This window comes from Paenibacillus sp. JNU01 (assembly GCF_059130585.1).
In genome coordinates this window covers 1,329,016-1,352,412 of sequence record NZ_CP169723.1, presented here as the reverse complement: position 1 = coordinate 1,352,412, position 23,397 = coordinate 1,329,016, and the positions used below count along the sequence as shown (strand labels likewise).

The 23,397-nt window shown below is 45.5% G+C and carries 28 protein-coding genes; 15 read left to right on the top strand and 13 right to left on the bottom strand.

Annotated elements, in window-relative coordinates:
- Positions 1-102: 102 nt before the first annotated feature.
- A complete protein-coding gene (locus NLBNIHML_RS05650; protein WP_339234985.1) occupies positions 103-444 on the top strand; it encodes a cupin domain-containing protein in 342 nt (113 codons plus the stop codon).
- A 267-nt stretch (positions 445-711) separates the two neighbouring features.
- Here the strand turns inward: NLBNIHML_RS05650 and NLBNIHML_RS05645 are convergent, their stop codons facing one another.
- The 6 genes from NLBNIHML_RS05645 to NLBNIHML_RS05620 all read right to left on the bottom strand — a co-directional run bounded on the left by NLBNIHML_RS05645 (position 712) and on the right by NLBNIHML_RS05620 (position 4,445).
- On the bottom strand, positions 712-1,011 hold the full coding sequence (locus NLBNIHML_RS05645) for a metal-sulfur cluster assembly factor (RefSeq protein ID WP_339234983.1): 300 nt from the start codon (positions 1,009-1,011) through the stop codon (positions 712-714).
- Positions 1,012-1,041: 30 nt separating this feature from the next.
- Complete coding sequence (locus NLBNIHML_RS05640) at positions 1,042-2,274, bottom strand: hypothetical protein (RefSeq protein ID WP_494353988.1); 1,233 nt, start codon at positions 2,272-2,274, stop codon at positions 1,042-1,044.
- A gap of 13 nt (positions 2,275-2,287) precedes the next feature.
- Positions 2,288-2,893: a DUF2249 domain-containing protein gene (locus NLBNIHML_RS05635; protein WP_342570498.1), complete on the bottom strand. Its 606-nt coding sequence runs from the start codon at positions 2,891-2,893 to the stop codon at positions 2,288-2,290.
- Entirely contained in the window at positions 2,880-3,254 is a 375-nt protein-coding gene (locus NLBNIHML_RS05630) for a hypothetical protein (protein WP_342570497.1), read from the bottom strand. Before NLBNIHML_RS05630 ends, NLBNIHML_RS05635 begins: the two co-directional genes overlap by 14 nt.
- A 17-nt stretch (positions 3,255-3,271) precedes the next feature.
- Positions 3,272-3,505, bottom strand: a complete 234-nt coding sequence (locus NLBNIHML_RS05625; RefSeq protein WP_339234973.1) for a DUF2249 domain-containing protein — start codon at positions 3,503-3,505, stop codon at positions 3,272-3,274.
- Between the two features lie 238 nt (positions 3,506-3,743).
- Entirely contained in the window at positions 3,744-4,445 is a 702-nt protein-coding gene (locus NLBNIHML_RS05620; protein WP_494353987.1) for a Crp/Fnr family transcriptional regulator, read from the bottom strand.
- 184 nt (positions 4,446-4,629) lie between these two features.
- Here NLBNIHML_RS05620 and NLBNIHML_RS05615 point away from each other — a divergent pair, with 184 nt between their 5' ends.
- Positions 4,630-5,352: a ZIP family metal transporter gene (locus NLBNIHML_RS05615; protein WP_339234968.1), complete on the top strand. Its 723-nt coding sequence runs from the start codon at positions 4,630-4,632 to the stop codon at positions 5,350-5,352.
- Positions 5,353-5,454: 102 nt separating this feature from the next.
- Here NLBNIHML_RS05615 and NLBNIHML_RS05610 read toward each other — a convergent pair whose 3' ends face one another.
- Together NLBNIHML_RS05610 and NLBNIHML_RS05605 are read right to left on the bottom strand one after the other, a co-directional pair.
- Complete coding sequence (locus NLBNIHML_RS05610; RefSeq protein ID WP_339256044.1) at positions 5,455-6,159, bottom strand: Crp/Fnr family transcriptional regulator; 705 nt, start codon at positions 6,157-6,159, stop codon at positions 5,455-5,457.
- A gap of 54 nt (positions 6,160-6,213) precedes the next feature.
- Entirely contained in the window at positions 6,214-7,203 is a 990-nt protein-coding gene (locus NLBNIHML_RS05605; RefSeq protein ID WP_494353986.1) for a multicopper oxidase domain-containing protein, read from the bottom strand.
- Between the two features lie 279 nt (positions 7,204-7,482).
- On the opposite strand from NLBNIHML_RS05605, the gene NLBNIHML_RS05600 reads away from it, so the two are divergent.
- From NLBNIHML_RS05600 to NLBNIHML_RS05570, 7 genes are read left to right on the top strand one after another with little or no spacing between them, the layout of a single operon-like run.
- Positions 7,483-8,091 (top strand): hypothetical protein, encoded by a 609-nt coding sequence (locus NLBNIHML_RS05600; RefSeq protein ID WP_339234961.1) that lies wholly within the window; start codon positions 7,483-7,485, stop codon positions 8,089-8,091.
- Positions 8,092-8,138: 47 nt separating this feature from the next.
- Positions 8,139-8,789, top strand: coding sequence for a hypothetical protein (locus NLBNIHML_RS05595; RefSeq protein WP_339234959.1), 651 nt, complete (start codon positions 8,139-8,141; stop codon positions 8,787-8,789).
- Positions 8,786-9,346, top strand: a complete 561-nt coding sequence (locus NLBNIHML_RS05590) for a hypothetical protein (protein WP_494353985.1) — start codon at positions 8,786-8,788, stop codon at positions 9,344-9,346. The genes NLBNIHML_RS05595 and NLBNIHML_RS05590 overlap by 4 nt, the downstream gene beginning before the upstream one ends.
- A 44-nt stretch (positions 9,347-9,390) precedes the next feature.
- Entirely contained in the window at positions 9,391-10,125 is a 735-nt protein-coding gene (locus NLBNIHML_RS05585) for a hypothetical protein (RefSeq protein WP_494353984.1), read from the top strand.
- 20 nt (positions 10,126-10,145) lie between these two features.
- Positions 10,146-11,447, top strand: coding sequence for a hypothetical protein (locus NLBNIHML_RS05580; protein ID WP_494353983.1), 1,302 nt, complete (start codon positions 10,146-10,148; stop codon positions 11,445-11,447).
- Positions 11,448-11,479: 32 nt separating this feature from the next.
- Complete coding sequence (locus NLBNIHML_RS05575; protein ID WP_342570492.1) at positions 11,480-11,923, top strand: hypothetical protein; 444 nt, start codon at positions 11,480-11,482, stop codon at positions 11,921-11,923.
- A complete protein-coding gene (locus NLBNIHML_RS05570) occupies positions 11,923-12,534 on the top strand; it encodes an SMI1/KNR4 family protein (protein ID WP_494353982.1) in 612 nt (203 codons plus the stop codon). The genes NLBNIHML_RS05575 and NLBNIHML_RS05570 overlap by 1 nt, the downstream gene beginning before the upstream one ends.
- Positions 12,535-12,630: 96 nt before the next feature.
- Here NLBNIHML_RS05570 and NLBNIHML_RS05565 read toward each other — a convergent pair whose 3' ends face one another.
- Positions 12,631-12,951, bottom strand: coding sequence for a hypothetical protein (locus NLBNIHML_RS05565; RefSeq protein WP_494353981.1), 321 nt, complete (start codon positions 12,949-12,951; stop codon positions 12,631-12,633).
- A 108-nt stretch (positions 12,952-13,059) separates the two neighbouring features.
- On the opposite strand from NLBNIHML_RS05565, the gene NLBNIHML_RS05560 reads away from it, so the two are divergent.
- Together NLBNIHML_RS05560 and NLBNIHML_RS05555 are read left to right on the top strand one after the other, a co-directional pair.
- On the top strand, positions 13,060-14,109 hold the full coding sequence (locus NLBNIHML_RS05560; protein ID WP_494353980.1) for a leucine-rich repeat domain-containing protein: 1,050 nt from the start codon (positions 13,060-13,062) through the stop codon (positions 14,107-14,109).
- A gap of 151 nt (positions 14,110-14,260) precedes the next feature.
- Positions 14,261-15,058 (top strand): cupin domain-containing protein, encoded by a 798-nt coding sequence (locus NLBNIHML_RS05555; RefSeq protein WP_494353979.1) that lies wholly within the window; start codon positions 14,261-14,263, stop codon positions 15,056-15,058.
- A gap of 226 nt (positions 15,059-15,284) precedes the next feature.
- On the opposite strand, the gene NLBNIHML_RS05550 is transcribed toward NLBNIHML_RS05555, so the two are convergent.
- Positions 15,285-16,328 carry a Rieske 2Fe-2S domain-containing protein gene (locus NLBNIHML_RS05550; protein ID WP_339256032.1) on the bottom strand — a complete coding sequence of 348 codons (1,044 nt, stop codon included), beginning with the start codon at positions 16,326-16,328 and terminating at the stop codon, positions 15,285-15,287.
- Between the two features lie 405 nt (positions 16,329-16,733).
- On the opposite strand from NLBNIHML_RS05550, the gene NLBNIHML_RS05545 reads away from it, so the two are divergent.
- Both NLBNIHML_RS05545 and NLBNIHML_RS05540 read left to right on the top strand, forming a co-directional pair.
- The gene (locus tag NLBNIHML_RS05545; protein WP_339256030.1) at positions 16,734-17,180 is read left to right on the top strand and encodes a carboxymuconolactone decarboxylase family protein; all 447 of its coding nucleotides are present in this window, start codon (positions 16,734-16,736) and stop codon (positions 17,178-17,180) included.
- A 33-nt stretch (positions 17,181-17,213) separates the two neighbouring features.
- On the top strand, positions 17,214-18,149 hold the full coding sequence (locus NLBNIHML_RS05540) for a sigma-70 family RNA polymerase sigma factor (RefSeq protein WP_494353978.1): 936 nt from the start codon (positions 17,214-17,216) through the stop codon (positions 18,147-18,149).
- Between the two features lie 99 nt (positions 18,150-18,248).
- Here NLBNIHML_RS05540 and NLBNIHML_RS05535 read toward each other — a convergent pair whose 3' ends face one another.
- A complete protein-coding gene (locus tag NLBNIHML_RS05535) occupies positions 18,249-19,202 on the bottom strand; it encodes a hypothetical protein (RefSeq protein ID WP_494353977.1) in 954 nt (317 codons plus the stop codon).
- 242 nt (positions 19,203-19,444) lie between these two features.
- Entirely contained in the window at positions 19,445-20,086 is a 642-nt protein-coding gene (locus NLBNIHML_RS05530; protein ID WP_445252976.1) for a spore coat protein, read from the bottom strand.
- Between the two features lie 263 nt (positions 20,087-20,349).
- On the opposite strand from NLBNIHML_RS05530, the gene NLBNIHML_RS05525 reads away from it, so the two are divergent.
- Positions 20,350-21,081, top strand: a complete 732-nt coding sequence (locus NLBNIHML_RS05525) for a DUF1361 domain-containing protein (RefSeq protein ID WP_494353976.1) — start codon at positions 20,350-20,352, stop codon at positions 21,079-21,081.
- Between the two features lie 177 nt (positions 21,082-21,258).
- Entirely contained in the window at positions 21,259-22,281 is a 1,023-nt protein-coding gene (locus tag NLBNIHML_RS05520) for a serine hydrolase domain-containing protein (protein ID WP_494353975.1), read from the top strand.
- A 96-nt stretch (positions 22,282-22,377) separates the two neighbouring features.
- Here the strand turns inward: NLBNIHML_RS05520 and NLBNIHML_RS05515 are convergent, their stop codons facing one another.
- On the bottom strand, positions 22,378-23,358 hold the full coding sequence (locus NLBNIHML_RS05515; RefSeq protein WP_494353974.1) for a serine hydrolase domain-containing protein: 981 nt from the start codon (positions 23,356-23,358) through the stop codon (positions 22,378-22,380).
- Positions 23,359-23,397 lie beyond the last annotated feature (39 nt).

The following is a 23,397-nucleotide window of genomic DNA, read 5'->3' as shown; positions in this document are numbered from 1 at the left end:
GTTCATTGCCTGCATTCCTTGATTCAGATCAAGGAAATGCGGGCTTTCTTGCGATAAGATGAATGTATTCACAGATTATATTATCGAGGAGGAAGATTAATCATGAGTATTACGTCATTGCAAGAAGTCAAAACATTCAGCGAGGATCGTTTTACGAAACGGGTATTATTCCAACAGGGTGGGGGAGTGACCTTTGTCCTTCATTTTCTGCCAGGACAAGAGCTTCCCGTCCATCAACATCCGGGCACAGACGTTATTCTGCTGGTGGTCGAAGGCACAGGCACACTTATTCTGGATGGTGAAGAACAAGTGGTGAATCAAGAGGATGTAATCCATTGCGGCGGCGAGGTAGAGTTCGCATTCCGTAATACAGGAGAACAGGAAGTTCGTTTGTTCGTGGTGTTAAATAAAGTGCCAGCAGCATCGTATGCAAAGGACATCTAAGATCCAAAATCATGGAATAGATACAATGATTCACTGATCGGCACGAATATAAGGGGGAACTCTATTCTGGAGTTTCCTTATTTATTTTTTTATCCAAAAATCACTGCATGTGTCCGACAAGGCCATTTCGTAGGAGACGATCCAGTGCAAGTCAATCCTTCGCAAAACAAAAAGCATACCTGGGTCTGAGAGAACATCAGATATCAGGTATGCTTTTTCATATTCCGTCAGCAACTTGTTCATTCATCCGGTCTATAGTCATTCGGCCTAGAAGTATCCTAGCATTTCCTTGGCTTCATTCGACATCCGCTGTGGAGACCACTGTGGCTCCCACACGACTTGAACATCAATATCAGTCTTGCCCGTATTTTCCTGCAAAACCCACTTCACCGCACCAACGATGGTATCGTGCAGCGGACAACCTGGTGTAGTCAGTGTCATCCGCACATGTACTCGTTCAGGTTCTTCTCTTACTTCATACACCAGACCCAAGTCAACGATATTGACACCTAATTCAGGGTCATACACTTCCTTGAGACATTCGAGTAAATGCGTCGTTTGTTCCACCTTTTCCACGCTCCGATCGATTTCATAATTTTAACGTCTGAATACCAAAGCAATATTTGCGATATAAACGATGGAGACAAGAGACAAAATCGTTCCACCAACCATCATGACCTCCGCCAGATTAATCATAATTCCACTGACAAGCAGCAGGCTTCCAGCCACCATGGCGAGCATCCCCCAATTGACATACCGTTCACTCAGCATACCTGCCATCAGCGGTGTTCCGGGTCTGCCTGCCTGCTTGCCATATTTGTGGGTCCACCACAGAAAAGGCACGATTTTGGAGGCATAGCCAAGTATGGTGAGAGACACCCAGCCCCCGAGATATATCCATCCAGACAACAGAACAACACGTGGATGGAGCAGCAGTTCAGTCCCTTGTGCGGAATAGATCAGTAGGGCGACAGTATATGCGGCAAATGCACGGCTTACATACACAGACCAGCGAATGCCTGGACCTGGGTTGCTTTTGTGTCGTTTCTCCTGAATTTGCTCCAAGTGATACACATAGACGAGTAAGGCTGCGGTAAGGAGAAGTAGCGCGAACCAGAGCCAACCTCCCTTGAGCCCAGTGAGAAATGCAACAACGCCTGTGATTACGGCTGCGTTCCACAGAACCAGGACCACTTTCTGTAATCGAATGGAATAATTGTGGGACAGGTAGAACATGGGCAGCATTTTGTAACTGAAACCGGTAATTAACATGCCAAACCAACCGAGTGTACCCATCCAGATGTGTGCGCCGAACAAGCGTTCATGCAAGCCATTCCAATCACCAAAGGCAAAATTCAGACCCATCAGCATACCGGACAACCCGGTAAGAACCAGATAAAGACAGGAACAAGCTGCGCTGATCGTTACCGGATTCCATTGTGAAGCTCGGAAGAGGGTAATAGCCATATTCCATCCGAACAACAGAATGCCAGAGAGCGCGAGTGCAGCAGAACCGGCAATCCAGATGACATCAGCATGAATGAAGCCATATAACATGCCCAAGATACCGATACTGAACAAGAAATAATGACAATAACCGAGAAACAGACCATAGATATTGGATTGCAAAATAACATGTATCAACTGATATATCGCACCCATAGCCAGCATCGTTGCCCATCCAAGCACAAACAAATGAGCATGAAACCAGCCTTCGGGTCCTCTGAGTTCATCACCAAGCCAGCCTGTCAGCGAGAGCAGGGAGAAGACATGATACATTACAAATCCAAAGATGCCCGTGATGATAAAAAGAAACGGCAACCTGGACATGGCTTTCGCCTCCTTACCCTTTTTCAATTCTCACTTTGGCTGTGCCATCGGTTTGATCTTCAACCGTGTAGGTGCAACCGAGATTATTCAACTCTTCAATCAGGAATACAGGTACACGGTCATTGTGGATCAGCACGACTTCCCCAGACTTGCAACGATCCAGAGCTGCGAGTGTTCTCACCATGGGTTGTGGCGGTTCCAATCCGCGATTGTCCAGTATAATGGTGGGAGCCTGTAGAGATTCTAGGTTTTTAAATGCAGCAGGTTGCTCCTCTGGATGTCCATGGCATGAAGCTGATTCTTCATCTGAATCAGGTTCTAAATTAACTTCTGATCCAGATAAAACCATTGCAGAAATTGCCTTTGCACCGGTTTTATTTTTTTTGTGCACAAACGTGGTGACCCAGTGATCTGAAGCCTTTCGTTCCGATGTGCTGGAGTATCCTTTCAGCTTGAGAATACCGAGCAGAGGTGTTGGCTTGAATGGAGCGTGTAGTACAAACACATCGTCACGCTGAAGGCCTTTGACCGTGTCCATAATCAGCTGAAACGGCTCCACCTTGTTACTCAGATGAGGACGCACATCCAATTCAACAACATGAACATCAGATGGATACATGTGCGTTCACATCCAATCCTGCTCCAGTTCCAGCCGTCTGCTGTACTAACTGTAGAGATGATTCATACAGGCCGGCCATCCCACCGTACAGTGCATAGAAGAATGAATCCGGCGCACTGAGGGAGAAGGACAGATAAGATTTGGGGTCTATGCTGAGCATCTGTTCAAATAGTCTTGCACTGTCATAGGCGTAAAAACAGAAATGAGTATATTCGAACACCGGCATTTTTTCGTAAATGGTAATAATCTCTTGCGCATATTCGGCCTGTTCACGCTGTGCCATCTTCACCATGGTTATGGCATCTTCCAGCCGTAGCGTGATGCGAAGTGTAGTATCATCAATGATTTCAACGTGCGCCATCGCGGTTCAGCTCCAATCTATAGTTTGCTGATTTTGACCTGGAAGGTTGTAGGGCCCTGCTCAATATATTCCCAGTTGAAACCATCCGGATGTGTGGACTGGAACTGGAATCGAAGTGGCTTTGGATCGTGATCGTTAATGAGCAGCATGGATTCCTGTGGTCGCAACTGATCAAACGTTTCGAAAATCACTTTATGTTTCAAATGCGGTGCATACTCCGTGGCATTAATGGTTGCTGTGTATGTGTTCATGTGTCATTCCTCCAATTAGGGATAGTGTGGTGTTGCAATTTGATTATAGGAAATGTGAAGAGGGATCTGTGTGAGCCTGCTCACATATTTGCAATGTCATTGTCTCGCCTTATATGACGGGATTCTGCATACGCAAAGAGACCTTAACGTGGGTTACGGGCGCTAAGGTCGTTTTGTGCAAACACAGTTTTATTGTTAGAGTGTGGGCCAAAAACAAAGTAGCCTGGGTGCAGGGAGATCAAGTATCCCTTTGCTGCTTCAAAGCTTGCAAATCATGAATGATAATCCGGTTGCGATCCACTTCGAGCAGATTCTCTTTTGTAAGCTGGTTCAAAAGCCGATTTGCTGTTTCCCTGGTTGTACCAATGGAATTGGCAAACTCCTGATGTGTCATGGGCAGATTGATGACAATATGTCCTTCATGTTTGTGTCCGTGCTGCTCTGCGAGCATAAGAAGGAAGGAAAGCACACGATTGCGCACATCCTGACCAGAGAGCACCTGCAACTTATCCTGCAATTCTCGTATTTTATCACCGAGCACACGCATAATTTTAATCGCAATGGAGGGTGTACTCAACATTAATCGTTCGAAAAGCCGCACAGGTATGGCCAGTAGCTCGGTAGGGGTAATTGCTTCCGCAGTAGCCGGGTAGGGGTGCGCGTTAAAAAAACCGGTGTGTGGGAACATATCTCCTGTTTTGAGGAAAGAGACGATCTGTTCATGCCCGTTCTCATCGGTTTTGTAGGCCTTTACAATGCCGGTACGTATGAAAAAAACAGCTTCTTTTTCGCTTCCTTCGCTGAAAATAACCGATTTCTTCTGAATGCTTCTGGAAATGGCGATGTCTTCGACTTGCTTTAATTCCTCGGGGCTAAGATCCTGGAAGATGGGGAACTGTTGCAGAAACTCCGCTGTGGTATCTTTGTTTACCCTACTCATGAGAATCTCTCCTATCTGTGCTCATATTTCTGAACTACGACATCATTTTATCATAGCGTGATTTTTAAACACATCAGGTGATATAGATCACCGTAAAGCCACATCACTGTTTTTGATTGTTCAACCAGGGTTAATGGAATGATAGAAGCTAGAATATGATTGAACAAGAGAGGGGTCGACCCGGATGTGGACTGCATTCATGTGGGGCGGCATCTCTGCCTCAGCGGTAGTCATTGGCGCACTCGCAGCATTGTTTGTGAAGATTCCCAAACGAATCATTGGCTGGATCATGGCATTTGGAACAGGAACATTAATTGGTGCAGCAACCTTTGAACTTCTCGGAGATGCGCTGAATGATGGAGGTATTATACCCACAGCCATTGGATTTACAGCGGGGGCTGTTGTGTATACGCTGTTTGACCTGCTCGTTTCTGCAAAGGGAGGGGCAGGGCGTAAACGTTCGGCAAAGTCGGGAGACTCCAATCAAAGCGGCCTGGGCATCTTTGCAGGAACGGTAATGGATGCGATCCCGGAATCCATCATGCTTGGAGCCAGCTTGCTAGCTGGCAACGGTGTCAGTGTAGTCCTGGTGGTATCGATCTTTGTCAGCAACATCCCTGAAGGTCTGTCCAGTACGGTTGGGCTACAGGGCAAGTACAGTCGCGGTAAAATCATGCTGATGTGGCTGAGTGTCCTGTTGATCTCTGCTCTTGCGGCACTGGGGGGCTATCTGTTTCTGGAGCAGCTTCCCAAAGAGATGGGTGCAGCGATTGGTGCATTTGCAGGTGGCGGAATTATTGCCATGATCTGCTCAACAATGATGCCGGAAGCCTTTGAAGAGGGCGGGCCTGTAGTGGGATTGATTGCATCCATGGGACTGCTTGTGTCGCTGTTGTTGGATATCTGAATGACAGGACCATACGAAAGAGTATCCGAACAGAAGCTCTCTGTTCGGATACTCTTTTTGGCATAAACAGACTGCTCGTACCTGCAAGCTTGCTTACCACGTTCATTGGCTTAACGCTGGCGGTTCAATTCTTTCCCTGAGCTGTTCCAATTGAAGAATAAGAATACAGTTCCCTGTAACCTGAAGAAGCCCCTGCGCTTGCATCATGGCGAGTTTACGACTAAGCGTCTCTGGTGTGATACCAAGTAATAGTGCCATGTCTTTTTTGAAGACAGGCAAACGGATCTCATGTCTTGCATGATTTCGGTTGTGGAAGAACAGAAGCAGCTTGGCAATCTTTTGTTCCGTTGTCATGGCACTAAGCGAGCAGTTCCATTCATCGGTTTCACGCAGAAGGTTGGAAATGGCAAGCAGGAAATGATAAGCAAGCTTTGGATCATGTTCAAGTAACCGGTCAAAATCATGCTTGCCGATGGAGCAGATGGCTGAAGGCTCCAGAACTTCGGCGTTCGCGGCATGTGGTTTTTGGTGTAACAGGGAATCTTGTCCGAAGAAATCTCCAGGAAACAGAAACCGGATAATATGTTCTTTGCCATTTTCATTATATTTGGATAACTTCACACATCCCTGATGAATCACATAAAGCGTATCTGAGCGTTCGCCCTCCTGGACAACCATCTCACCTTTGTTATATCGGCGGGTATGCAGAAGGGAGCTCAGCAATGCAGCTTCGGATTCATCCAGATGCTGGAACAGAGATACTTTGGAGAAACAGGTATCCTTCGCTTCGTGCGCACAGATCATCATATAATCACCTCGAAATGTTCAGGATGGGTACAGCCATTACCTATTGTTATGTCTTTAGTGAGACATGGCGAATCCACCATGATCTTTACCATCCTTGGTCACACGCAGAACAGCAGCAGCTCCTTTTGCTACATGATTGAACTGGTGGGTTACGATCGCATAATCGCCTTCTTCGGTCACGGTAAACTCCACGACAGCTCCACCACTTGCAGGAAGCATAACCGTCTGTATTCCATACTGGATATTGCGTGGATTCCCATCGGTATATACACGGTCCATAATTGTACCTACAACGTGGAAGGATGAGACTTCATTGGGCCCGGCATTGCTGACATAGATCCGCACGGTATCGCCAACTTTGGCTAGCAGGGGATGCTTGGTCAATCCATAATCATTGCCGTTAAATACGACATATTCAGGTTCTTCGTTCAAAAAAGCTTCGTAATCATGCTCTTTATACCATTCACTTTGAACCAGGGTATACTCACGATCAACCAAGTGATCGGAAGGGTATCCAGCCTTTGGCTCCACAATAATCATGCCATACATGCCGTTCGCAATATGGGCCAGCACTGGTTTGGTTCCACAGTGATACATGAATACACCGGGCGAGGAGGTTGGATAGGTGAACGTTCCTTTCTCACCTGGCATAACATCTATAAATTTGCTGCTGGGAGCGGCATGTACCGCGTGAAAATCCATGGAGTGAGGCAAGCTGGAATCTTTATTTTTTAGTGTGAACACCAAGGTATCCCCCTCGGTCACTCGCAGGACGGGTCCCGGAACAGTACCATTAAATGTCCAGGCGTTGTAGATCACACCCTCGGAGATTTCGATGTCTGTAACCTGAGCCGTCATTTCAATATATATCGTAGTTCCTTCTCTACGAATGATTGGGTCCACCGGGGGTTGACTGGCCGCAGAGGAGGAGACTTCATCGTTGTGAACAGGTTTAATCGTATCGGTGGAACTACAGTGAGAGAGAGTTGCAGTGAATATGGCGAATAGGAGTGACCATTTATATACATTAATGAAGGAAAACATAGGTGCACAACCTTTGCTAAGTGATGTTTTTCACAATATAAAAAGCAGGTATACTTTCAATCCAGTATTTATTTAGTTATAGATTACGTTATTGAGGCAGGAGCTGGTGTGACGGGGCACACACTTGGGTATGTCTTATTAGAGCCATTTTCAACAATCTGGCTTCCATTCTTGTGCTGAGGAACGGAGTTACATATAATTTTAGAGAGATGGATTGGTAAATGTTACGTATTTTCATGCTGTGTATATCTTAGTTACAGAAGGAAGGGTGGATACGGAATGAAACGTTTCGAAGATGAAGGTGCGTATAAGTACAGTTTCTATGCGGTACTTCGTCGGGGCGAGCAGGTTGATGTGAAATGTCCCCAATGCGGTGGGCACGCATCTATAGAACAACGGAACAATCAACTGGGATGGAAGTGTTTTGAATGCTACGCTCAAGCTCTTGAAGAACCAGTGTATCAATATAGAGCCAAGGGGAATTGTGCTGTATGTGAACGTTGGTTTAACGTGGAGGTCACAGACGAGAAGAAGACGTCCCACCGATCATCGCATGTGGAATGTCCACATTGTGGTTCTGTTAATCAGGTTGAATTACATGCGAAGCCGATGTACGGCAGGTGTTTTTCCGAGATTCGTGCAGGGAAAGATCCTGTATTCGGGTTGGAGTTATACTTCCTGGATGAGTTCAGAGGAAAAATAATATGGGCAGTGAATCGGGAGCACTTAAATTATCTCATCGCATATATTTCCGCAGATCTGCGTGAAAAACCTGGAAATATGCCTTTAAAAACAGCTTCACACAGTATCCCAGCTTATATTAAGGATGCGAAGAACAGGGATGTGGTTGTTCGTACACTGTCGAAGCTTCAGCATAAGACTGGATGAGACTGAAAGCGAAGATGAAGCGTTAACGCTGCAAGGGAGAGTAAAACATGAAACTACGATTGAAATTAACTATTTTTGCAATCATTCTGGGTATGTTGATGATTCCAGCTTATTTTATTTTACAGACTTATGGTGTATTTCAAAAACAGACAGTTTTATCTGACTATGCTCTCGCGGTTGATGTGAATGGCAAGTCCTATGCAGCCTGGCCGCTGATTAACAGTTTTGCAGCGATGGATAAACAAGAGGATAACCGTCAGTTTTATTACCGGATTGATATGAGTCATATCCAATACCTGTTTAATCTGGCCTATCGGGAGTATGAAGTGAAGCCCGGTGGGGACAATCCATATCTGGATGGTACTGTGAACTATGAACATACGGACCATAACTACGTGCAGACCGAGAGAAAGTACGAGAATGCCAATGACTTCTCAACGGTCTTAAATCTGTATGATCAGGATGGGCAGATCGTCTATACCTACGATAATACTGGCAAAGCGGATAACGAATTGGTGAAGTCCATAATTCATCAGGGAATGAGCCGTACCAGTGGGAGTGGCAGCGAAGCTGCTCGCGATCCTTATATCAATATTACGGCGCTATTCCGTGACAAGCTAAACATCGATGTGAAACTGACGGTGGATGAGGAGCACAAAGTAGTTACTATTCGAATGAACAAATCGGAGGCGAGATGATGAATGAGTATGGTGTACAACACGGACCTGTATATCTGGAAGGTTTGACAAGAAAAGAAGAGGACGTTAAGTCCGAGGAAGTGGAGTGGAAAGGCAAGCTTCTAACGAGTGATGGTCATGATAAATTCCATATTTTTTATTATGGTGACTTGACGGAAGATGATCTGATTACCTGGCATGATTCGACACCGCTTCTTGTATATGCGGAGCATACCGTCACAGGCGAACGTTACCTGCTCATTGATGCCGCCAAGCACGGATATGATGCCATGTTATGTGAGAACTATTCGGAAGAAACACTACGTGACAGACCTCTTCGCCCTTATCTGGATGTTGAAGGAGAGGACATCTTTGAAGTGGAATTGACGGCCTACTACAATGTGCCTTGGGATGAAGAGTTCGGCGAAGATGTAGATGAAAATGGTGCATATGAACTGATTACGGGAGAGCGCATGCATTTTGCTCAGGTCAAACGTGATGGATATGATGCCTTTGCCATTCGTATTCTGAATCGTAAAGGGGTCTGGACTGACATTGTACAGGAAGAACTGGCTTAGATATGTAACGAATGAACCAAATTGAGATGGGAGATGCCAAAACAATGTATATCGTATCCCGTGCACTTAAGCCGGTTCCAGCAGAGGAACTGGATCACTTTGAACAACAGCATGCCATCTCACTACCTTTGTCATACTGTAACTGGATTGAACAATATGGGGAAGGCACATACACGGGCTGGATGAATGTGCAAAGACCGGACCCGGAAGTGTTGAAGCCTTTTGTTGAATATGATTTTTGGATACATACGGATGAATCGCCTATAAGTCAGCATCAACTTGAGCAGTGCATTACCATCGGCAGTTCTGTAGATGGAGATTTCCTTGCTGTTCATCCGGAAGTTGAGGGGCTGTTATGGCTACCGCGTCATGATGAGAATATCACCTTATGGACATGTTCGGAGACTGAATTTGGCAAAACGCTGGATCGGATCTATTGTGGGTATTACCATCAGGATACACCGATAATGCCTCGATACTATGAACCGTGGAATGAGCTGCGGAAACATACGTTTTACCACTTTACAGGTCTGGAACAGGGAATTTCAATGAAGGCTCTGGTGGAGAAGTGTAAAACGGAATACGAGTGGGACGCTGTGTTGGAGAATGAATACATGTGCAAGCTGTTTATGGCGTCAATGGGCGGATATGTACGTTTTAACTATGCAACTGGGAGAGAAGTTGCCTTGTTTTATGAAGAAAAAAGCGGTACTGAAGAGGCTACAGATAACGATATCAGTCTGTTTTTGCAAGCACATCATTGCACGGCATATGAATAGGTTAGGGTGGAGGGGAACAGATGAGTTGGTTAAAGGAAGACATCGCGGAACAATGGCGCAATGAAGGTAAGCGTTATGCAAGGGATGTCAATACATTTGTACGGAGAAGCATGGAGGGAGAGCAACCAGATGAATCCGATCTGGAGGGAGACTCCAGAAGCGCGATGAGTGCTAAAGTGTTCCATATGGTGAGACAGGCCAATCTCCAAGGTGACCTAGAGGTACTCCGACGTGAATTGCCAGCAGCAACATGGCCATTGAGCGAAGCCTTTCAGGCTTCCATGCAAGCGGTGAATGTTGCAGGTTATTTGAACGAAGAAACGTGTGTATGTAATACGGGTATCTTCACGGAGAAGGGTCAGGTCTATACGATGGATCAGCACGGATGTCAGTTGATTTCTTCGTATACTTTTGCAGGGTGTTCATCAGACGGATTGGACTATGCGCTTGCAGGAACGGATGGGATTTGTGTCATTCGTCAGCCTGATCGCAGGTTGGAAGGACAGGAGTTGGCAACATATCGTTGGGAGGATATTCAAGCCCGGATACAGTCTTCCTTTCCTCGGATCGAATCGCTTGCGGACTGTGAGCATCCCGAACGGACACTTGAGGGACTTATCCCTATGGATGCAGGCAGAGCACTACTCATACAATCACGATATGGGATATATCTGGTCACACAAGCTGAGGTGACCTTGCTTCATCCCGATCTGGCAGAGATCGAAGAGTATGAGTTAGAGGATACACAAATAGATATGGGACATGCAGCGGTATCTCGGGATGGCCGATGGATTGCCTATGGTAGCCAAGGGAGCAATCATATGGTGATGGACCGTCAGGTGAACAAAACTTACTCCCTCTATCCGGAATCGAGTTACCCTCATTATGCCGCATTCATGAGTGCTAAGCAGAGCGTGTGGTTTAACGCATGTCATTTCTATAATGGGGTCACGATACAGGTTCCGCTGGAAGATATACCAGGTAACGAAACGAAGGAAGACTGGCCAGTCATGGATGAGAATGCACGTGTGTATGCGGCAGTGGAAATAGAGGCGGGCATGGTGCTTGGAGATGCATATGGTTACCTGTACTGTGTGAATGGCGAGGGTGAGGAAGTATGGCGTCATTTTGTGGGCAGTACGATCTATTCTCTGGCTGTATCCCCTGAGCAGTCCAAGTTGGCAGTAGGTACCTATGGTGGCATGTTGCATGTGCTCAATCTTCATTCCAACGAGATGGACGAGTATGGGATCGGCACAGGTACACTACGTGAGTTAGAGCGGTATGTATTGTGGCGTGGAGAAGAACCTCTGCGCTGGTGAGGTAGCATGATGAGCTGGTTAGGGGTGAATGTATGGAACGTGAAGAGGCTGTAATGTTATTAAAATGTCATGCTTTTTCCTATGATGATCTGAGTCATCCCAAGATGCAGAACGGTTTTACTGGCAGTCTGCGTCCCTTTCGCGGACATTTGATTGAGGAGAATTTTCATGAATTGATGGAGATATTACGGGTTCTGGCACCAGAACTTGCGCGGCCTACACTGGATCGGGAAGTCATGGCTTGTCTATGGGGAATTACTCACATGGCACGTGCCTGGGCTGTTGAACCCGAGGGCATGCTCCGCAGAAACAATCTCATCTCGGACGAGCAGGTAGTGTTGATGGAACAATGGCTTAATTTGTTATCTTACGCAGTCATGATCCTGATCGAGGGTGGTGGAGAGGAAGAAGCATTCTGGGAATATCATCAATATGTGCAAGAAGGGAATGGCGTAGCTAAGAAAGGGGAGGCCTAGTGAAACCGGAGTCGAATGTAACATTAAACGTACTTATGGACGAGCTGAATCGATTGCTTGATGAAAAAATACAGGATCAAGAGATTCGCCAATTGTTTGAAGAGTATCAGCATCGGGATGGGGCATACGAAGAAAGTCTTGATTTGTTCGAAAAGGAGTATGGAATTAGATTGCCTGCTGATTTTCGTGCTTTTTACAAAGGCAAAGATGGCAGTGGCTACGGGTTGCATGTGCTGTACCCGGGTGATGCTGAGGCTGGGCATTGTACGCCATTTTATCTGATGTCATTGGAAGAGATTCGAGAGACCAAACAATATTTCTGTGAAGTGGATGAGAGGCTGGAAGAGTATTATTCTGCGGAAGAGATCAGCCAGTTGGACCCGGAGATCAAGCCATATCTGTTCCATAAACCATGGATTCCATTTGCAACGATCGCAGGAGGTTCATTATATCTGATGCTCGATTTCGATCCAACGGAAGAGGGGACGTATGGGCAGATTATTATGTACGTGCATGATCCTGATTTTGTCTATTATCTAACGCCTACCTTCACGGATCTCCTCAGCATGTCGAACCGAAATCTGAAGGTGATGGATGAGATCACGTATTAAGTCCAAACGATTAGAGGATAGCTCTAGATGAATAAAGAAGCTGCTGAAGCAGCTTCTTCATCTGATCTGAACCTGGACTTTGAATGAGTCACATGTTTACCACTGAAAAAAACGATGTCCGTGAAATCCTCCGCCTGGAGGTCCTCCGTGTCCACCTGGACCGCCTGGACCGCCGTGAGGTCCACCGGGATAGACACCTCCTGGGTAATGACCAGGGTGTCCACCGGGGTAACCACCGCCGGGATAGCCACCATGCCACCAAGGACCACCGATCGGAAATGGCAGTGGAACAGGAACGATGGGCGGGTATGGATAGGGATAAGGGTAAGGGTAGGGTGGCGGTGGTGGTGGCGGATAATAAGGGTAAGGATAACCCGCAGGTTGCGGGGATGATACTGAACCAGGGCCGTATGCCATGTAACAAGCCTCCAATAACTGGATTGATGATATCAGCCTATGCCACAGTGGTTCCAGATGATACAGCAGATTGAAGATTAATCAATATAGAGTCATGAGGGGGAACCTATGGTAGTTGTAGCTTTTCACACCGATCCAAGTGGAACTGCCTATGAACTGTTGATTGACGAATTGATCGAGAAGACAGATCGTTTTATGCTGGTTGACCGAAAGTATGTTGAGGGAGATACACCTGAGCGGGTTGCCAAAGTGTTACAAAGACTTGAGCCGTATCTGATTGAAAAGAGTACGATGGAAGAAATGATGATGCTAAGCGGCGCGATGTACTCAGAGGGCATCTATTACATATATCGGTGCACGCCTGATTCCGGGCAGGTCCTTAAAGAGGAAGCCAATCGCTTTCATGACTGGTTATATCCGTCATTGCCGGATGATCTTTGTTTTCTGAAAGAGGATGGGAGCGATTACTTCTACACGGTTGCTCATGAGCATATGTATGGCATGCACATTACACAAGAAGAAGCAATTGAGCTAATGGAGCGTATTCCAGGCTTGTTCTTCGAGTTAGATCGTCAGAGAGATATTCATCGACTGTTGGACGATGCCATCAGGCATCAGACTGATGTGCTGAATATTAGTTCACATTTCTTGAAAGAGATTCCGGAACGAATTCGGGAATTGACACATTTGAAACGTTTGACGATTTTTGAGCAGGATGTATATACGCTTCCTCCAGCCCTTTTTGAACTGACATCATTGGAAGAATTGGAGATCATGACAGCGGATTTGGAAGGCATTCACCAAGACATTGGAAAATTGAAACAACTTCGAGAGCTTAGAATTTATTGCGGTAGTTCTTATCATGTTCCTACCGGGTGGAAGCCGAAGGAGAAGTCGGATCTGGGTCTGAAACATATTCCAGCCGAGATTGGCGAATTGAGTGAACTTGTGAGTCTGGATATAAGTTACTCTGGCATTCGTGAAATCCCACCCGAACTGGAGCAGTTGAAGAAACTGCGGTATCTGAGTATAACGAATAGTTTAATCGAAGGAATGCCGGACATAGTCAAGCGGATGACATGGCTTCAGAGTGTAAATCTGGAAAGCACTCCATTAGGGATCAGTTGGGAGGACATCTCCGACGAAAAAGAATTATAATAGCCAAATATCCCTGCTCCGTGTATCCGAGTCAGGGATATTTGTTATGCGATAAAAACTTGGCAGAAATGGGCTCACGTCTCTGGGCACTGGGCATAAGCTGATATATAGGTTATGACCTAAACCGAGAGCGAAGGGCAGGCGTTTTATTTTGGCAACCTCAACCATGGATTATACTTTACCAACCACCCAATTTACTTACGATTTAAGCAACAATCCGTTATTCAAGAAGGATGAGGACAACTATATTAACTCTCTCTCCATCAACCAGTTAAACACACTGGGCAATACTTCCTTACTGGATATTTTCCTTAACACAGGCAATGTGGTTGAACCACATATTCATCAGAATGCGACCGAACTGGTATATTGCATCAGCGGTTCTGCCGTTGTGTCCCTCATCAATCCGTTCACCAATGAGTTGCTTCATTTCCCAATTACTCCGGGGCAAGTGGCGAATGTACCTCAAGGCTGGTGGCATTATGAAGTGGCTACTGCAGATCATACGCATTTACTGGCGATCTTCGATGCACCCGTGCCTGAAGCGATATTTGGTTCAGACATCTTGCGACTTACACCTGCCAAACTTCTGGCTTATACGTACTGTCTGGACGAGAAAAGAGTTCAAGAAGCGCTGGCCCCCATTCAAAAAACAGTGATTATTGGCCCGCCGGCAGATTGTATGACGTCCACTGCCCCTATCTCTAACAGTGCTCCGAATGTGAATCATCAGCCGTACGTAATGCCTAATGTACAACCAAACATGCAGCCCAATGCACAGCCCAACATGCAACCAAACATGCCGCCAAATACTCAGCCCAATATGCAACCTTACGTAAACCGTCTTCCATACTGGGGTACTTGGGTCGATCCACGTATCATCCACGAACCGGGTTGTCCGTATTATAGAGAGCTTCCTGTGAATACGAATAATCAAGAGGGAAGATGACGGTTTATTAAGCAAAGTTTATATAGTACACATAGGTACTTCAGTTAAATAAGGTATAGAAAAAGAAGCGTTTCCTTGGCGAACGCTTCTTTTTTCTTGATTAAGGGTGTCTTTATACTTGCGGAAAGCCGTGTTTAGAGCTAAGCATGAGGCGCTAACGAATCGTAGGCGTCTTAATCAAGGATTAAAAGCGTGCCCAGAAGTCTAAAGAATCTGAGACACCTACTTACGATGTGTAATTTCGTCCCAAACCAATTTCCGTTAGTAATTGCCGATAAGCAATTGAAGTACGGTCAGCGGGAATGTGGGCCTCGGCATGCAGATCAAGGGGCAGATCCTCCGGTTTCTGTGACTCGACCATCTCGCGATCTTCTTCGAATACCTGCAAATTAAACTTGATTGTGTCTTCAATAGGAGCGTCTTTGTCAAAGTTGCGTGTGATTGGACAGAATAGACGGGTATACCGAGCAGAGATCGGCGAAGCACAATTCAGAATATTCAGCTTGTCGTCTCCTGGGAAATGTACCGTCAGCGAAGCCGCAAAAGGCGGGAATACCCGAAACTCACGCAACCATTGGAAACCTTCTGGAGCAACAAGATCTTGCCCTTTGCCATAGTTGCTCACCGTACTCCAATACTCGGCCAGTAACTCATTACCTTCACGTTTCACTTTGTATTGAGGGACTTCTGTGTTGTTTTTGTCACCAAACGTTTCCGTATGCACATAGGCAAAATGGGATACATCGAGGAATCCCTCCATTTGTCGCCCAGAAGAACCGGCAATATCAAAGTTGGGTGGCAAAATATTGATATATTCCGGATCATCCCATCCAGGGAAGGAGGGGATCTGTTCTTCCGTTCCCGCCAAAGTGGTCCAGATTAAACCATAACGTTCAACTGCGGGATACACAATAAGTTTGAGCTTAGGCGAGATCTTGGAGCTTGGGTGTGCAGGTACTGCGGTACATTTACCCTCACAATTATAACGGAAGCCGTGATAAGGGCAGACAATCTCACCATTTTCTACCCAGCCTTTGCTAAGTGGGGCCCCGCGGTGGAAACAAAGATCCTTGGCTACGACAACCTGATCATTACTACGATAGAGAACCAGCTTCACATCGAGTAATTGAGCAGCAAGTGGTTTGTCTGTTACTTCGGTAGCTTGTGCTACCGGATACCAATATTGTGATAATACATGCCAGTCTTCAGCGGTGAATGTACAACCTCTAGGCAATTCGGACGTATTAGGGTTTGCGTTGGAAGTTATCATAGTAAAAACACTCCTTACCAATATGAATAAACATTTCTCTTTATTATGTTAGAAAAGTTAACTTTATTAGCCGTATGTTACTACTCTTATAGTCAAAGTATCAATATATCCAACCTATTTTTGGTTGAAATCACAAACGGTACAGCAAAAACCGTACACGAACACGGAAATTTTGGAGTTTACTTTACATCAGATGTTATCTGTAGGGGGAGGAAACAACTTCTAGGCATGTTATTTCTTTAACTGATGGATGGCTGTATGGAGATGTTTTGTTAGAATCTCATTGTAATATCTGTTAGTTGAGCAACCATTCTTGTGGGAATAAAAAGATTTTCGTAAAGTATGTCACAGATCCCGGCCGTCGTTTGTCTACAGTATGTAAACCAAATGATGGAGGCGAATGAAATGAATTTAAGAACCAACTACAGAGCAGTGAGTCCAGGCGCTTTTAAAGCGATGATGGCGATGGAGCAGTATATATCCGGGCAATTCGAAAATAAAGTATTGTATGAGTTGTTAAAAATCCGTGTGTCCCAGATCAATGGCTGTGCCTTTTGTCTAGATATGCATGCCAAAGATCTAATGAAACTGGGTGATTATGCGGATCATATTCTATTGCTGAGTGTGTGGCGTGAAGTGTCTTTCTTCACGGATCAAGAACGTGTTATGCTGGAGCTGGCTGAGGCGGTGACCCGTATCTCGGAACATGGTGTACCCCTTGCGTTGTACGATAAGGTTCGTGAACATTTCAGTGAAGCCGAACTGGTGGATCTGATCCTGGCCATTAACACGATTAACAACTGGAACCGGATTGCGATTACAACAGGGATGTATCCGGGCTGCTTTAACTAAAATACATGCACCATGCCAGAGGAGGCCATTCTTATGAATTCCAATCTTCACGCCAATGAACCAGAAGTGTCTTCTCTGGATGTTGGTGAGCTGTATATACGGTATAAAAATTATGCATTTTCAATCGCTTATCGCATGCTTGGCAGTGTGGTAGAAGCTGAAGATATGGTTCAAGATTGTTTTGCGGGGATTCAGAGCAATGCTACTCAAGATATTCGTAATCCGAAGTCTTATATCGCCAGACTCGTGGTGAACCGAAGTTTGAACCTGCTCAATTCTGCCCGCAACCAGAGGGAGAATTATGTTGGAGAGTGGCTTCCGGAACCGATAGCAGACAGTAAGGCGGGAAACATACCAGAGGAAACGATGCAGAAGAAAGAGATGATTTCCTATGCCTATCTGGTCATGTTGGAGCGGCTCTCGCCTGTTGAACGGGCTGTTTTTGTACTTCGTGAAGCTTTCCGGTATGACTATTCTGAAATAGCGGATTGGCTGGGCAAAACGGAGAGTAACTGCCGTCAAATCTTTAGCCGAGCCAGACGGAACTTGCCTGAAAAACTTCCACCAATCGAGCAGAGTGATGCCGATATGATAGCGAAGGGTGAATTAATCAGCCGTTTTACAACGGCTTTCCTTCGTTATGATGTCGCTGCGATGCTCGAGTTACTGGCAGATCAGCCTGTATTTACAGCAGACGGCGGTGGCGTTGTGCATACTGTGATGAGAACGATGAGCGTTCACAAAGGCGTGCTTGCCCTTCTGACCTCACGGCGGGTCCTTACGCGATTGCGTGAAAGAGAATGGGTACCGATGTGGATGAATGGTGAACTTCAACTTGCATTGATGAAAGAAGGACAATTGTCCGAGGTGCTCTGTTTGGGGTTGGACCCTTCAGGAGAGCGGATTGAGGGCATTTATCTCGTCGTTAATCCGAACAAACTTACATCAATTGACACTTCATCTCTTTGATCCAAACGTAAGGTGTGGTATGTAATGCAAAAAGGCGGCAACCTCGTTCAGAAGGTGTGCCGCTTTTCTGCATTTGTATTTGGCTTTTCTCGATCCGGGTTAATCAAGGGCAAATTGTTGTTGAACAGGTTCAATGATTGCTCGGACTTCAGGTGTAAGCTCATCATTGTTCTGATTCAGAACCTGCAAAATCTTTTCCATGGTATCGAGAAGAACACTCTCCGTATTGGGCTCCCGCTTAGCCAAAGCTTTCTCGTAAGCTTTTTTCACCTCAGGGTCCATGGTGCGGATTTCTTCATCCGTGTACCAATCATATACAGGCGTGTTGTCACTTCCGTAAAAGAGATATTCTACAAATAACCACTGCTTCACTGTTGAGGTGCGATTGGAATTCGGGAAGTTGTTCAGAAAGGCCTCTTTCTCCAATATACGCTGAATTAATTCATTCCAAGAGATGATAATGCCAGCATCTGCAGTCGTCATTTGATTGGATTCGGTAGCCATAATGTCGATGTATGCAGCGATATCAGCCTTAACAAACGGTTTGAACTTTTGGTAGATCTCATAATTGATGATAGGGTAATACAAGCCTTCACTGGTTTCCAGTTTGAATCCGAGATCAGATGCTTCTTGCAGAACCTTCCTCACTGTCGGATCTTTAATTTCTTGCAGCAGACGACTATATGTAAGCTTCTGTTCGTAACCAAGTTGTTCATGGGCTTGAGATAGGGCTTGTTGAAACTGTTCCGTATACATTTGGTGATCCATATCCGCCAGCTTCATATTCTGCATATTCTCCAGTTGCAGCGTCATTAATGTTGCCTGCCAAGGACCGACTTTGTCGATATGATTCATCAGGTATTTACGTGCTTTAGCCACACTTGCTGTGGATTTCGCTGCTTCCGTTCGATACGTTTGGAATTGATGATACACCGCTTTGGAAGCGGAAACGGGTGCAGCCAGTGTTGTTGAGGTCACAAGTGTTGAGCCGATGGCAGTACAGCCGAGAGCCATAGCCAGTAAACCAAGTTTAGCAGGTTGCTTCCATCCCATTCGTATACCTCCCTATAAATAAGAAAAAGCCATTTGAATTCTCGTATAACGGCATTTCACGGTATTCTATATGTATGATCCGTAAGTTGACTAAGTACGGGTTTGTCATTGATTAAACCAGTTTCTGGTAACCGAATCAAGAGTCCTCAGTAGGAAAATGATTGTAAATAAGCAAAAAACAGCCCCTAAAACCCAAATGGGTTGAAGAGACTGTTCTGGGTCTTCAGACTTTATGTTCTAACTTAATGAAGTGGTTTATTGCTGTTAGGCATCTGAGGTGCTCCGGTTGCTGGGATATATGCCTGAAGCATCTGTTGTGTATCACTTGCAGTGAGTTGAGGCACTTGATAATAGGCGTTTTTATTCTGGAACATGAAAATTTCATAAGCCATTTCGATAAAATGCTGGATCTGTGAAGCGATGACACGGCGAACCGTTCCGTTCGTGATCTCGCTGCAGGACATGCCGAGCAGACTCGCATGTGATTTAATGAGTCCAAGCATATGACCGCTAATCCCGGCATCCTTAACATCAGCCAGGCTCTGGTTTGGCTTTTTCGGTGCTGATGGCTTAAGGCCATATACTGGCGGTACGATGTTGGGGATCATGTAGGTTGCCGTCTCTTGATGAGGCTTCTGTCCGGATGCAAAACACTCTGCTGTCAGATTGTACTGGGATAAAATGAAGTTATACTGCCGGTCCAGAATGCCAATCAGTTCCTGGCTTTGCACGAATGAACGGAAGATCATATATTGATCCAGCACGTTAATGGTGGAGGACAAAATCTCGTGTACATCGAACATCTCATGACCGCCATGATTCATGTTAGGGCTGATATTTGGATTTGTATTCAAGCTGTGCTGCATTGCATTTTGAGGGTTCATCGAATTTGGATTCATTGGTAATTTGATTCTCCTTTGGTAAATGGTATGATTCTAGTATGCTTGGAGAGTAGTGAAATTATGTAATACGTATGGATAAAAGCGTAAGCACAAATAGGAACAGGTTTGATCGAGATTAAGTTGAAGGAGACCGATTGGGGTGTATTAGGATAACTGTGGATTGAATTTACGTGTTGAAAAGAATAAGGAAGAATTCATCGCTTTTCGGCAATGAAATGAAATCTTATCAAGTGAGGTCAGAATCATTGAGAAAACTGAACTATATTCGCATATTTATTTTCCTTTGTATGGTCACAGCCGTAACGCTGGGCTTGTACTATGTAACCGCAGATTGGCTGGATCAGCGTTATTTCCGCTTCCTGATCTGGAATCTGTTTTTGGGCTGGATTCCTTTTGTGTTCTCCTATGCATCCTATCTGCTATCTGATGTGAAATGGAAAGGTGCCGCATGGCTTGCAGTCGCAAGTGGGCTGCTGTGGTTATTATTTTTCCCCAACTCTTCTTACATTGTTACGGATTTGGTTCATCTGACAGCGAGAAGTTCCCGGTATTATGGTGGAAATGGAGTGGACTACACCTATTGGTACGACTTGAGTGTTGTTTTAATGTTTGTCTGGACGGGGCTCCTGCTTGGCTTCTTGTCCATGTATCAGCTTCAGGAAGTGATCTATCACCGAATCGGACGCTGGGCATCTTGGATCTTTGTACTCGCAGGCTGTGCTTTGGGAAGTTATGGAGTATTGCTTGGACGTGTATATCGACTGAATAGCTGGGATGCACTGACGAATCGCGAGACGCTGATTGAGCTGATGCACGAAAGTGTAAGCCGCCCGTCTCTTGCATTTTGCCTGTTCTTTGGCACGTTTATCATCACAATCTATGCCACACTATATTATCTGATAAATACGAGGTCTCTCCGTGATATGAAGAGTAGTGCAGGAATTCCAAGGTATAAAACGAGTGGAACAAGTGATTGAACAGCATTTGGGTATACTTTGTTCAACTTAGTCTTACCTTGTATGAAGAAGGGATATTTCCTTTTATAGGGGGTAACTCTTCTTTTTTATGGAAATTTGGCAGGTATGCAGGATGATATAACGAAGAATTAAGAATGAGAATGTAATGAATACATAGACAAGTAGGTGAACAACAAAATGTTGAATGTATTAGAGCTGACAACAAAGGTAGAAGAAGTCATGGAACGCGTGAATTTTTCGGGTGTTGTATTACTCCAACAAGGCGGGAAAACCCTTTTGAATATGAAACGTGGTCATGCGAATCGCAGTGAAGAGCTTGCCAATCAGGTGGATACACGGTTCGGTATTGCATCAGGATGTAAGATCTTCACGGCAGTGAGTATATGCCAGCTCATTGAAGCGGGTAAGTTATCTGCTGATTCCAAGCTTACGGATGTGTTGAATGTGGAATTTCCGCAGTGGGACGAAGGAATTACCATTCATCAATTGTTAACACATACGTCGGGTATTCCAGATTATTTCGATGAAGAAGTGATGGAAGACTTTTCGGAATTGTGGAAAGAGAGACCCGTCTACGCGATGCGGCGATTAAGTGACTTTCTGCCCATGTTTCAGCAGCTGCCGATGAAGTCTGCTCCGGGTGAACGTTTTCACTACAACAATGCGGGTTTCATTGTGCTGGGGCTTATTGTGGAACAACATTCAGGACTGTCGTTTACAGATTATGTGGAAGAGCACATTTTCAAACCGTGTGGCATGAAGGACTCCGGTTATTTCGTAACAGATCAGCTTCCGCGTAACACGGCTTTAGGGTATATCGATCATGAAGATGGCTCCTGGAACACCAATATGTTCTCCATTCCTGTCAAAGGTGGATCAGATGGTGGAGCCTATGTTACAGCGCCGGATATGGTTCGATTTTGGGATGCTTTGCGGGGTCACCAATTGTTGAATGCTGAGACAACACGGCAGTTATTAACTCCACATGCTCATCAAGAGGATGAAGAGTATTATGGGCAGGGGATCTGGATTGACCGCAAGGGGGAAGGGATTTTCAAATTTCATGTCATGGGGTTTGATCCAGGGGTGTCGTTCATGTCTTCCGTGTATCCAGACTATGATCTACAACTGGTTGTGCTCTCGAATCAAGAGTCTGGTCCGTATCCAATCACGGTTGCCGTAGAAGAAGCTTTGGCATGACAAATAACCCTCAACCTATGGGCTGGTTAAGCCTTCATAGGTTGGGGGTTCATTGGTCTGACCATGGGTCGAACAACATACAAGAGCGGCCTGCATTTATAGCATTTTCCATAGTTCAGGAGCGATTAAACGAGGGAAAACATCCAGCGGAGGTTTCTCTTTCTTTCGTTTGTCATTGGTTAACACCGTAACAAGTTCCAGCTCAGGCACAATATATACATACTGACCACCAAATCCTCGTGCGTAATAATAATGGAGATTGGGTCTGTCGTTTTCAGCAGCAATATCTTCAGCAACAGACCTTTCATTCGGATAGACATCGACCCACCAATGCCAAGCATAACTGCCGTAATTAGGTGGGCTGACTGTAATGAATGGCTGCGTTGAACGGGTAACGAGATGACTGGAAATGAGAGACTCGCCTTCCCACATCCCTTGCTGTAGAAACAGCTGACCGAATTTTAGCAGATCTACGGGTAACATCTTAAGACCGAATCCGCCGGTGTGTACACCTTGGGGGTCACTTTCCCATTCATAGTCCTTAATTTCAAGCGGGTCAAAAAGATAACGTTCTGCGAACGCGGCGAAGTTCATGCCTGCATTTTGCATCAGAATGGCGGATAGAATCTGTGATACTCCTGAATTGTACTCCATATGTGTACCTGGTACATGACTTAACCGTTGTTCCAACGCAAAATCCACCCAATGATCGGTGCGGGTCATGCGAGGAAATGAATTCTGCCCGCCGAACTCATCCCAGTTGAATCCGGCTGTCATGGTGAGCAGTTGTTCCAGTGTAATTGCTGGCTTACGCGGGTCAGGATCGGATGTCAACTGTGGGAAAAAGGTAGAGATTGGGGCTGATGCCTCTGGCAACAAGCCTTTATCCATCGCTATACAGATGAGTGCGGATAGCACACTCTTGGTACAGGAATTGATTTTTGCAATATCGGTCGCAGCCTCTTGGTTGCGGTAGTGTTCGTACATAAGCTCACCGCGTACACTGACGAGGCAGCTTCGCAGATCCAGCGGTGGAATGATCTGTTGTAACTTGGATGAAAGTAATGAAGGATTCATAGTGTCCTTTCTGTACGGTTGATTTGTAATAGAATTTTG